This window comes from Gilliamella sp. Pas-s27 (assembly GCF_009795865.1).
GTDB lineage: Bacteria > Pseudomonadota > Gammaproteobacteria > Enterobacterales > Orbaceae > Gilliamella.
On record NZ_WTEW01000001.1, the window covers coordinates 203204 to 215220 of the forward strand.

At 34.4% G+C, this 12017-nt stretch carries 7 protein-coding genes, 4 tRNA genes and 1 pseudogene; 8 read left to right on the forward strand and 4 right to left on the reverse strand.

All coding sequences use genetic code 11. The features are described 5' to 3' along the window. Positions 1–50 precede the first annotated feature (50 nt). Entirely contained in the window at positions 51–3137 is a 3087-nt protein-coding gene (locus tag GQ589_RS00920) for a beta-galactosidase (RefSeq protein WP_160423976.1), read from the reverse strand. Between the two features lie 503 nt (positions 3138–3640). Here GQ589_RS00920 and GQ589_RS00925 point away from each other — a divergent pair. Next, positions 3641–5263, forward strand: coding sequence for a carbohydrate porin (locus GQ589_RS00925; protein WP_160423978.1), 1623 nt, complete (start codon positions 3641–3643; stop codon positions 5261–5263). A gap of 129 nt (positions 5264–5392) precedes the next feature. On the opposite strand, the gene GQ589_RS00930 is transcribed toward GQ589_RS00925, so the two are convergent. Both GQ589_RS00930 and GQ589_RS00935 read right to left on the reverse strand, forming a co-directional pair. Beyond that, positions 5393–6400, reverse strand: coding sequence for a substrate-binding domain-containing protein (locus GQ589_RS00930; protein ID WP_160411184.1), 1008 nt, complete (start codon positions 6398–6400; stop codon positions 5393–5395). Positions 6401–6615: 215 nt separating this feature from the next. Continuing rightward, complete coding sequence (locus tag GQ589_RS00935; RefSeq protein WP_160411185.1) at positions 6616–8733, reverse strand: alpha-galactosidase; 2118 nt, start codon at positions 8731–8733, stop codon at positions 6616–6618. Between the two features lie 215 nt (positions 8734–8948). On the opposite strand from GQ589_RS00935, the gene GQ589_RS00940 reads away from it, so the two are divergent. From GQ589_RS00940 to GQ589_RS00970, 7 genes and pseudogenes are all read left to right on the forward strand, one after another. Further along, positions 8949–9563, forward strand: coding sequence for a TIGR04211 family SH3 domain-containing protein (locus tag GQ589_RS00940; RefSeq protein WP_160411186.1), 615 nt, complete (start codon positions 8949–8951; stop codon positions 9561–9563). Then, complete coding sequence (locus tag GQ589_RS00945; protein WP_160400396.1) at positions 9564–10661, forward strand: multifunctional CCA addition/repair protein; 1098 nt, start codon at positions 9564–9566, stop codon at positions 10659–10661. It begins immediately after the preceding gene. A gap of 116 nt (positions 10662–10777) precedes the next feature. Next, positions 10778–10854, forward strand: a tRNA-Met gene (locus GQ589_RS00950). A 37-nt stretch (positions 10855–10891) separates the two neighbouring features. Next, positions 10892–10976 (forward strand) — tRNA-Leu (locus GQ589_RS00955). A gap of 23 nt (positions 10977–10999) precedes the next feature. Beyond that, a tRNA-Gln gene (locus tag GQ589_RS00960) sits at positions 11000–11074 on the forward strand. Positions 11075–11255: 181 nt separating this feature from the next. Continuing rightward, a tRNA-Gln gene (locus GQ589_RS00965) sits at positions 11256–11330 on the forward strand. 89 nt (positions 11331–11419) lie between these two features. Further along, a pseudogene (locus tag GQ589_RS00970) lies at positions 11420–11623 on the forward strand (transposase); the annotation flags it as partial. Between the two features lie 149 nt (positions 11624–11772). On the opposite strand, the gene GQ589_RS00975 reads toward GQ589_RS00970, so the two are convergent. Then, on the reverse strand, positions 11773–12012 hold the full coding sequence (locus tag GQ589_RS00975) for a hypothetical protein (RefSeq protein WP_160423980.1): 240 nt from the start codon (positions 12010–12012) through the stop codon (positions 11773–11775). Between the last annotated feature and the right edge of the window lie 5 nt (positions 12013–12017).

Genomic DNA, 12017 nt, shown 5'->3' on the forward strand with positions numbered 1-12017 from the left:
AAGGCACAAACAAATAGTGCCTTGTTTTTTATATAGTTAATTTTTATTCATTAACATTTAAATACAAGTTGATAGCTATAATGCTTATCGGTCAATAAAAATTCACGATGTACATTTGGTGTCCAAGAGTCATCTCCGCCAATACCCATATGATAAGCATCAATACTGACATACGCATTGGGATTTGGCTCTAATAAATGGCGATGTGTTTTTGCCATTAATTGTTCAGTACCATATTGATTAATATTAAATTTAAATTGATGTCCAGTTATGATCATCTCATTAAGTTGCAGTTTTTTTACATCACAACGTAATCCATTTTCACATGGATAAATATAAGGTGTATAAAGTTCAGAAAAAGGTAATGACCAATCACCAAAAATAGCCGATGTTTTTCGATCAGGATAATTTTCATGAGGCCCTAATCCAAGCCATTTCACTTTTTTGGGAATTTGCTTTATTTTATAACTTAGTCCAATTCGTGCCGGTGCAGGCATATTATTGGCAATATCAACTTGTACAGATAAAGTTAAACTTCCTTCTTGATCAAACTGATGTTGCCATCTACTTTGAATGACTCTTTTGTTTTTAACAAAATAGCCATGTAGCGCTTCAATCACAATTTTATCGTTTAATTGTGAAATATTTATGCCCAAGCATCGGTGAGTAAGATTGTAATAACCAGCAGATTTCCACTGCTCAATCCAAGCAAATGGATTATTATTACTATCAAAATCGCCACTAATACCAATATCATTATCAATAGGAGCACGAATAAACTGATCCGTAAAAGGTGCAGCTAATAATGATTTATTGCCTTTTTTCCATTGGCAAAGTTGTCCTGTTTTTTTATTAAATTGCCAATATTGGTTTTTATAATTAACAATGTAATGATCTTTTGTTTCAGTCAATTTGAGCCTACTTTTTGCTTGGCAAAAAGCTAATGGTGGAATAAATGAATTATCAAGTCGCCACTGTTCCCATGCAACAATATGACCAGCTTGTGACCATGGTGTAGCCTTGTTTTGAATAACACAGGCTGACAAATGTAAGTCTTCACAATTTAAATCATTTGGTATCTTGGCAAGTAAAGTTATTTGTAATGAACTATTGGGTTTAATAGTAAGCTTAACTCTACCTTTTTGATATTTTTTTCCATTAACTAATAACTCCCAATATAAAGTTTCATTATTTGTATGATGGAATAAATATTCGCTTGTAATATCAATAACCAACGGTTTTTGACTAATTAGCTTAAATTGGTATGGCTGTTGCACTTTTTTTACTTCAATTAAACTAGGATGAGGTTTTCGATCTGGAAACACTAATCCATCCAAGCAAAATTGTCGGTCATGATAAGTTTCACCAAAATCACCGCCATAAGCCCAATAATTATCGCCACAAGGTGTAGAACAGCGTATCCCATGATCAGCCCATTCCCAAATAAACCCACCTTGTAGCCTAGGATATTGCCTGAATGCTTGCCAGTATTTGTAAAAAGCGCCTAGACTGTTACCCATTGCATGGGCATATTCACATAAAATAAGTGGGCGATTTTCATCAGGCATTGAGATCCATTTTTTTATTGCCCATTTAGGAACATTGGAATGGGGTTGATCTTGTTCAACGCGTGCATACATTGGACAAATGATATCGGTGGCGGTAGTATTGGCTCCACCACCTTCATATTGTACTGGGCGGGTTGGATCATTGCTTTTGATCCAAGCATAAAGGGCATCGTGGTTTGAACCATGTCCTGATTCATTTCCTAGCGACCAGATTATAATGGAAGGATGATTACGATCACGTTGAACCATTCGTGTCACTCGCTCACTATAAGCAGAAAACCATCGAGGATCTGCCGATAGGCGAGACATAGGAAACATACCATGCGATTCAATATTTGCTTCATTAACTAAATACAAACCATATTGATCGCAAAGATCATACCAACGTGGATCATTAGGATAATGACTGCATCTCACCGCATTAAAATTATGTTGCTTAATCAATTTAATATCATGCAACATTGCTTCTTCAGTTAATGCATATCCCAAATCAGGATAGAATTCATGGCGATTTGTGCCTTTTATTAATAGTGGTTTACCATTTAAGCATAGTTGTCCATGTTTTATTTCAACATTTCTAAATCCAACGTTATACGCTTCTGATTCAATTAATCCTGTTTTCTTGTGATATAAACTAACCACAATTCGGTAAAGATTTGGTGTTTCAGCGCTCCATAATTGTGGTTTAGTGACTGGTATTTGGCAATGTAAACGGTCAGAGTATCCTCCTTTTTCGTCAACAAAAGGTAGGCCGATTGATTGCATATGATCGACAACCAATTTATCTTGTTGCCACAATTCAACACCGACATTTAATAAATCTATATTTCCATCATGTTGAACATCAACTTGTAGCGATAAAGTGGCATTTTGATAACAAGCATCAAGTAAGGTGTCAATGTGAATATCACGTAAGTGTGATTTAGGTTTATTTAATAACGAAACACTACGAAAGATACCGCTTAACCGCCACATATCTTGATCTTCAAGATAACTACCATCACACCATTTTAGAACTAATACAGCTATGCGGTTTTTACCAACTTTCAAAAACGGAGTTAGATCAAATTCTGCAGGAATTCTACTATCTTGCGAATATCCAATCCATCGCTCATTACACCAAAGATGAAAAGCAGAACTAACTCCATCAAATATAATCCGTGTATCACCTTTAGCAAGCCATTCTTTAGTAATATTTATGTATCGAGAATAACATCCTGTTGGGTTTTCTTCTGGTACATAAGGAGGATTATAAGGGAAAGGGTAACGGATATTGGTATAAACTGGTGCATCATAGTTTTGTAACTGCCAGTTGGATGGTACTGGAATTGTTTTTGTATCAAGTTCCTTTGTTAACCATGATTCTGGTACTTGTTTTGGGTTTGAAAAATAGCTAAAAAACCAATTACCATTTAGCGATATTATTGAATCTGAATTACTATTATTATTAGCTTGTTGTTTATTTCTCCAACTATTAAATTTGGGGTGAGTATTAAGTTTATTAATACTTAATACAGATAAATTATTCCAATCGTGTCGACTTATAATGTCATTAAAAGAAGGATTCATATGTTCTCCGTTTTGCCTTGATTATTGTTACTATCAACCAGTTATTAATTATTATAGGTGGTCTGCGACTAAATACGGTGATCTTGTTAACATTTATGTAATCGTATACATAAAATGTTAAATCTAGTTTTATTAGATTTTATTGATTAAAAATTGTGTGGAGGAAATATATTCGCTAATGTTGTATACAAAATTAGAATTTTTAATGTGATATTAATCACAATATTAGCATTTAGCTTTTGAATAGTTCTTTTTATTGGTTATATTGAAAGTGCCTATTAAAAGGTATTGGATTGTTACCGACTTATAGCGGGCAAAACCTAAAGAATAGCTGTGGCCATTCTTTAGGTTTTTTTTTGTCTCGAATTTAAAAAATTTTTATGTATTTTTTAAAACAATTAGGTAGGGAAAAATGAAAACTTCAAAAAAAAATAGTATGTAAAATCAAGCCAAAAAGAATTGTTTTAATAACTATACTAGGCTTATGTTATTTACCAAGTGTTATGGCAGCAACTCAAGATGAGTTAGAAGCAAGAATAGCGTTATTAGAACAAAAGTTATTAGCACTTAGCCAAGAGTCTAATGATTTGAAAAAACAAGTAATAGAGTCTAATAAACAGCTTGCTAAATTGAATAGTCATCTGCAACAACAAGTTGTTATAAATAATCAGAAAAAAACACTTAAAAATAGTCAAAAAGCAACAATTACAAAGCAACATCTACCAACTAATCCTGTACACGCAAGTAATAATCAAATTGTACTAGTTAACACACCAAAAACAGATACTGTAAGAGATGAAAATAATTCAGAAAAGACATCATTTACATTGGCTGAGTTTAAAGACTATATTAAAGATGAAATAGGGTTTTCTTATAACGGCTACTTTCGTGGTGGTTGGTCAACTTCAAGTAATGGTAAACCTAAAAATTACGCTGAAGGTGCATTAGGTCGATTTGGCAATGAATATGGTGGTTGGTATGATCTTATCTTTAAACAAAAAGTTTATGACCAAGATGGAAGGCGAGTTGATGCAATTGTTATGATTGATGGAAACGTGGCAACAAATAAAGCTGCAGGGTTATTTAATACGCAAGATGATAATATTATGCAATTTTCAGATATTTATTTAGAGACCAAAGGGTTTGTACCGAGTTTTCCTGATGTAAAATTATGGGTTGGTAAACATTCTTTACCTTATAATGAAATACAAATGCTTGATTGGAAAACACAAAAAACGCCAGCGGGTGGGGGGATTGGTATCGAAAATTTAAATATCGGTATTGGTACTTTTGATTTAGCTCTAGTTAGAGCAGATGTAAATGTAAAAAATAAAAAAGAAATAATTAAAAATGATAGTAATGGAAATAAATTTACTCAATATAAAAAAGAAGAAGTTGATTTAAACCAACTAGAAATTCGCTATCGTGATATTCCATTATGGCGAAATGCAACGTTTGGTGTGAATGCTCGTTACTCAGCACCGAATAAATCCAAAATCCAAAATAGTGTATCTATTAAAAATGCTTGGCTTGGTAGCTTTGTCTTGCGTCAAAATGAGTTTTTTGGCGGATTTAATCAGTTTACATTACAGACAGCAACCAATTCTGTTGCTTCTCAGTTGGCTAACATTAATACCAATAACCCAGAGTTTGCCAGTAATTCGGATAATGATTATATTGGTCTCCATACTGGAGGTAAAGCTTATCGTCTAGTATCAGAAGGAGAAGCCTATTTAAGCGATAATATTATTGTTGCTCATGCTTTAGCGTTAACTTCAGGAAATGATGTTTATTCTTATGATCTTAATCTTCCTCACAGCGATTTCAAAAGTTTTAAATCAGCAATAAGACCTGCTTATATATGGGATACTTACAATCAAAGTGGTGTTGAATTAGGTTATTTTAGACAAAAAAATAAAGTCAAAAGTAAAACTTATGTTGAAGAAGGGTATAAAACTACGCTTTATCATTCATTTAAAGTAGGGAAAAGTATTTTATCTTCAAGACCAGATATTCGGTTCTATGTTTCTTATATAGAAGCGTTACAAAATGATATTAGTAAATTTTATTTTAATGGTAAAGATCATCAAATTAGCTTCGGCGTACAAACAGAAGTTTGGTTTTGAGTATAAGGTTGTAGATATAAAATTTATCATCTGAACTATATTCTAAATATAAAATAATGCCAATTATTTATTATATAGTTCAGATGCACAATATGAACTGCTTTCCGATATACATCTACTTTATTTTAGCTATTTATTAATCATAGTTACCGAATAACGTTTAGTTAAGGTTGGTGTATAAACATTAATCAAATTTGTTGGAATATTTCCTCCTTTAGAAAGCTTTAGTGCTAATTCAGCTGCTTGTTCAGCCATTGTCTGTAATGGGTAACGAATAGTAGTTAATTTAGGATGTAAATAACGTGATAAAATAAGATCATCAAAACCGATGATAGAAATATCGCTTGGAATGTTAATATCATTATCATAAAGCACAGACATTGCACCAGCTGCCATTGAATCGTTATAACAAGCAATTGCAGTTATATGACAGTTTCGTTCAAGTAAAGACATCATTGCTTGTTCACCGCCCATTTCATTTGGCAAACCAATAGCGATTAAGTTTTCATTAATATCTATATTATGCTCTAATAAAGCATCTTTATAGCCTTGTAAACGATCAGAAGAATCAGATATATTATGATTTGAACATAAATAACCAATTTTAGTATGTCCATGTTGAATTAGATGTTTGACCGCAAGATAAGCACCATAACGGTCATCAAGGGCAATGCAGCGTTTTTCAAAACCTTCTATGATTCGGTTTATCAAAACCATTCCCGGTACTTGTAACATTAATTTTTTAAGAGTGTTGTCGGGAATCATTTTTGCGTGTACAACTAATGATGAACAACGATGTTCAATTAATTGAGTAATGGCATTATATTCTTGTTGCTCATTATGATAACCATTACCAATCAACAAAAAATGCCCTTTTCGAGAGGCAACTTTTTCAACGGTACTAACCATAGCACCAAAAAATGGATCTGAAACATCAGCTACGACAATACCAATAGTATTTGAGTTTTGTTGCGACAAAGCTCGGGCATTGGCATCAGGATAGTAGTTTAGTTTTTCCATAGCATTTTTTACGGTATCTCGGGTATTATCTCGTACATTATTTGCGTTATTTATAACGCGAGATACGGTTGCAACCGAAACTTTAGCTAAACGTGCAACATCTTTTATTGTTGTCATAAAAAACCTTTTAATTAATTACTGCTAATATATTGTTTTATATATCACCTAAAATATAATACAAAAAAGATGCATAAAGCGAAAGTTAACTATTTTGTTTGTATTCTTGAGCAGATTAATTTGCTGTACTCTTATATAAAAATACAAATAGGGAATTAGCGATTTTTGCTAATTCCCTATTTGTTGCTAAGTGATAATATAATAAATTAATAATATTATTTAGCGGTTAACTTTATTAACATTGCTGTTGCAGGATCAAGTACTGGTAATGGTAATCCTATATTCATTAACCAATCACCAGATAGCGTTGTTTTATCTTTCATCCATTGTGGTAATACTTTCATAACATGACTATTTATTTTAGGATCAATATTATCAGGCATATCAAGCACCTCAATTTGGTATTGCTTATCAGCTAACAAACCTGCCAATCGCAAATTGCCGCTTAACGCATAGGTTGGTAATGTGAGTTGTGTAATGATAAATGCAGCTTCTTTTTTGTCTTGACTTACAACACCATAACTTTGCATTGCAGAGCTATCATCAACATCTAATCGTATGGTGTTACCACTATGCAATAAAGAACGCAATTGCTTATGTAAACAAATATAATGTGTAAAGCCTTTTTGTTCTTCCTCAGACTCTTTTACGGGATCGAGTTCAACTCCCATATGTCCAAATAAAGCGGTTAGACCACGTAAATTCATATGTAGTTCACGAAATGTGGTATGGCATAATTTTCCACCAATATGCGCTCCCATTACTTCTGGAGGAAAAAAGTAACTCATACCACGTTGAATTATTTGTCTATCTAATGCATCGTTAGAATCGGAAGTCCAAAAACGTTGGGTACGTTTTAAAATTTCGTAATCAATACGCCCACCACCTGATGAACAAGATTCAATCTCAACATTAGGGAATCTTTCTTGCAAAATATCAAGTAATCGATAAAGTGATTTTGTTTGCCCAACAATAGCAGGATTTCCTCCATGTCCAGGTTGTACGATTTCTCGATTCATATCCCATTTTATATAATCAATATCATGGCTACCAAGTAACCACGTTAGTCTTTCAAGTAGGTATTCAAATACAGCAGGATTTTGTAAATCAAGCAAATACTGATGGCGACCTTCTGGTTGTTGATAACCTGGTAGCTCAAGCAACCAATCAGGATGAGTACGATAAAGATCTGAATTTTTATTAATCATCTCTGGCTCAACCCAAATACCGAATTCCATTCCAAGATCTTTAACATGCTTAATCACAGGTTCTAAACCATTGGGATATTTGCGTCTATCTAAATACCAATCGCCTAATCCTTGATAATCATCATCACGCTTACCAAACCAACCATCATCAATAATAAAGCGTTCAACACCAATTTGAGCGGCTTTAGTTGCCATTTCCATAATGTAACTAGGATTGTGGTCAAAAAAGATACCTTCCCATGTATTAAGATGGACGGGCCTAGGTCTATTATTACAGAATTTAATAATATTGTTACGTAAATATTGATGAAAATGTTGGCTCATTTTGTTCAACCCTTCATCACTGTAGGTTGCGTATAACCAAGGTGTTGTTAAAGATTCATCCTTAGCTAGTAAAATTTCACCGGCAAGATAAAGTGCTTCGGCTTGAATAAAGCGCTTACCATTACTTTTAACCGCAACTTGAATACGATGGTTACCACTCCAACCTAAATGGAATCCCCAAACTTCACCCGTTTGTTCCTTAAAGCCTTCAGTTCCAACCATCATTCCTGGGAAATACTCGTGAGATGTTCGACCGCGGCGATTTTCTTGTAAATAACCGCAATGTGAGATTTTTGTTCGATGAGGAAAGAATTCCTTAATCCAACGCCCACTAAATGACATTAATTCTTGGGCTCGTTCAGTAATAGGTAATGTCACAGCAAGGCGATTAACTTGGTATGGTTCATCACCTAAATTAGTTAAGGTATTTTGACATTGTAGTACACCACTTTTATCTAAAATAAAATGACTAGTTAAGCGCAGTTTAGCGATAACGTCTTCGCTAATGATCGTTATATCATTATCATTTTTGATAACTTCTTTGGTAGCAAAAACTGGGGACCAATCTTTACCCTCTCTATGTCCTTCAAGCCCTGGTGTACTAAAATTACCTAAGCCTTCTTCAGGGCAAAGAGTGAAGGGTACATTGACATCTATACGAGAATTAGGCACAGCAGGCATCAACATATCGACCATTTCGAGTTGAGAGTTTTGTAAACGTTTACCAAAATAGCATAGTTCAGCATAAGGTTCAGTGCGAAAAAAAACATCAATATTATTATTGTTAATACGATAATTCATAGCGGCTCCAAAGTTATAATTCCTATATTTTATAAAATAATCATATTTTGTATAAAATAATACCTTTAATTTCATATTTTGTGATTAAGATCTCATGAAGATGTAATCGATTTCATTTTTGGTTTTCAAAATGGTTTGCTATAAAATGATTATGCGAATTGCTGTTTATTTATGTTATTATGTACTTGTTTATGGGCTATATTATTGGAAATATAATGAAAAAACAAAATATTATTGCGGTTCTTTCGTTTTTTACAATGGCTTTTGATACGTATGCTGTAGACAAATATGTGACTGATAATGTCGATATTTATTTGCGTCGAGGACCTGGTTCGCAATATGCGTTTTCTAATGCTGTTAAAGCGGGAGAAAAAGTTGTCGAGCTTGAAAAAAGTACAGATGGTAAGTATACCCGAATTCAACTCAATAATGGACGTACAGCTTGGATTGAAACAAATAAACTCAATGAACAACCAAGTTATAAAGAACGCTTTCCATCATTAGAAGCGAAACTTGCCGAATATCAAGACAAAGTAGATAACGCCGAAGCAAATCAACAAAAATTGGTGAGCGACTATGTTCAAAAACTAAAACTGGCAGAAGAATCAATAGCAACACTGCAAAATAAAAATGCAGTTTTAGAACAACAAGTTAAAGAGCAGGACTCACAAATTGAATCGATGTTAAATCAAGTGGACGATAAACGCCGTGATCTTATTGTAACTTGGTTTACCTATGGCGGACTTGTTGCCGGAGGAGGACTTATTTTAGGATTGATATTACCAAGTATTATACCTAGCCGACGCAAAAAAGACCGTTGGATGCGATAGATGAGAAAAATCTATCTTGTAGGCGGAAGTGTACGTGATAGATTGTTACATCTGCCCGTTTCTGACCATGACTGGGTTGTTGTTGGTGCTACGCCTGAAGAACTTTTGGCTTTAGGGTATCAACAAGTAGGTAAAGACTTCCCCGTGTTTTTGCATCCTATAACAAAAGAAGAATACGCATTAGCTCGAACTGAGCGCAAATCAGGTAAAGGCTATACTGGATTTATTTGTGATTTTGGTAAAGAAATTACATTAGAACAAGACCTCATTCGTCGGGATTTAACCATTAACGCTATTGCCATGGATGAAAATGGCAATATTGTCGATCCTTATCATGGTGTGGATGATATTAAACATAAGATTTTACGCCATGTATCACCTGCTTTTCGTGAAGATCCATTGCGTATTTTGCGTGTTGCTCGCTTTGCAGCACGTTTTTATCAGCTTGGTTTTAAGGTAGCACCACAAACCTTAGCGCTAATGAAACAAATGGTAATAGCGGGTGAAATTAGCTATCTAACTGCCGAACGTGTATGGAAGGAAACTGAAAAAGCATTATCAGCAAAAAATCCACAAATCTACTTTCAAGTGCTTGAACAATGCGGTGCGTTGACATTACTCTTTCCCTCATTAGAGTTATCAACCAATATAGTTGATGCACTAAAACAATCTGCTTTATTAACTGATGATTTAACCATCCGATTTGCCGTGTTGTGTGCTCAGTTACCTAGCAAGCCAGTGGTTGAAGCCCTATGTAAAAAAATCAAAGCACCTAATAATTACACTAAAATTGCCGTTATGGTTCAGCAATATCGTCATGATTTTGAGCATATACACATGCTCACCGCTGAGCAAATTGTGTCTTTACTAAATAGTATCGATGTTTGGCGTAACCCTTCACACCTTGAGCAACTCATTACAGCAAGTCAATCGTTTGCCAAAACGCCTGAATTTGTACAAGCAAATTACCTAAAAGAAGCTTATAAGATTGCCAATAATGTCAATGTACAACACATTATTGTGGAAGGTTACACAGGAAAGCAAATTCATTTTGAACTACAAAAAAGGCGAATTGAAGCGTTATTAAACTGGATTTGATTGCATCTTAATCAGTCGTCAATTTTTTTCAAAATATCTAAAAAAAAGGGTTGACGATTTGGCGTAATACAAGCATAATGCGCCTCGCAGTGTTGGTTATGACGTTGCGAATGAATGGCTACGTAGCTCAGTTGGTTAGAGCACATCACTCATAATGATGGGGTCACAGGTTCGAATCCCGTCGTAGCCACCATTAAGATTAGGTAGTACTTTTACCGGAAGTATTCAGTGCGGGTGTGGCGAAATTGGTAGACGCACCAGATTTAGGTTCTGGCGCCGCAAGGTGTGTGAGTTCAAGTCTCTCCACCCGCACCATTTAATTTTAGTGTCTTCTTTATTGGGGTATAGCCAAGCGGTAAGGCAGCGGGTTTTGATCCCGCCACGCCCAGGTTCGAATCCTGGTACCCCAGCCATTCCAACTGCTTAATTTTTTGATATCTGATTATTCAGTCTACTATTGCTTTTGCAATTTATTTTTTCGATTATCCTAAACGGGTATAGAGGAATGGGTAGACGCACTAGGTTCAGATTCTAGTTCCGGAAGGTGTGCGAGTTCAAATCCCACTACTCGTACCAGATATCACCTCCTTCAATTGGGGTATAGCCAAGCGGTAAGGCAGCGGGTTTTGATCCCGCCATGCCCAGGTTCGAATCCTGGTACCCCAGCCAAAAAAATTATATTAAATACTGTTGCGTTTTAATCAAAAAGACAGCAGTAAAAAACTCCAAAAATAAAATTTTCAATAAGATAGTTACACGGTAGCCCTTATCAAAATGGCTATATTGAACGATTTAACCGTTCGTACCGTACAGAGGTATTGGATTTATATCTTTTTAATAATCTGGAACAGGTAAGGAGAATAACCGAAGAATGGTTAACGATTTATAACACCGAAAGACCGCATGAGGCATTAAATAACATGACACCGATTGAGTATAAAACACTAAAACAAGCAGCTTAATTTTCTACGTGAGTTGTGTACTAAGTTTGGGAAATTTACAATTAAATTATTATGCATTACTTGGTGCAGGTAGTTATATTTTTAATTAAATTTATTTCAATAAGGACAGCTTCGAAGTTTTTATATGTTTTTTATAGGATAAAAGATTTTTATTTCAGTTTTTTCACAAAATAGTCTCCTTCTTCGTCTTTAAATATATCTTCAACGATAAAATTAATAATCAATTTTATTACGATGGCAAATAAGGTAAATAGCATACTTACAAATAATATTTTGAAAGAATACTCCACTTTTATGCGTGCAGTCATTAGCTGTGTATTATCGCAAAGCCAAACGAATGCTACACAACACATTGCTATAATATAACAAAGAAATGTCCAACCAAGCATCAGTC

Excerpts from the sequence above, each read along its gene's own strand:
- GQ589_RS00920 (WP_160423976.1), bottom strand. The coding sequence starts at position 3,137 with ATGAATCCTTCTTTTAATGACATTATAAGTCGACACGATTGGAATAAT.
- GQ589_RS00930 (WP_160411184.1), bottom strand. The coding sequence starts at position 6,400 with ATGACAACAATAAAAGATGTTGCACGTTTAGCTAAAGTTTCGGTTGCA.
- GQ589_RS00975 (WP_160423980.1), bottom strand. The coding sequence starts at position 12,012 with ATGCTTGGTTGGACATTTCTTTGTTATATTATAGCAATGTGTTGTGTA.
- GQ589_RS00935 (WP_160411185.1), bottom strand. The coding sequence starts at position 8,733 with ATGAATTATCGTATTAACAATAATAATATTGATGTTTTTTTTCGCACT.
- GQ589_RS00945 (WP_160400396.1), top strand. The coding sequence starts at position 9,564 with ATGAGAAAAATCTATCTTGTAGGCGGAAGTGTACGTGATAGATTGTTA.
- GQ589_RS00925 (WP_160423978.1), top strand. The coding sequence starts at position 3,641 with ATGGCAGCAACTCAAGATGAGTTAGAAGCAAGAATAGCGTTATTAGAA.
- GQ589_RS00940 (WP_160411186.1), top strand. The coding sequence starts at position 8,949 with ATGAAAAAACAAAATATTATTGCGGTTCTTTCGTTTTTTACAATGGCT.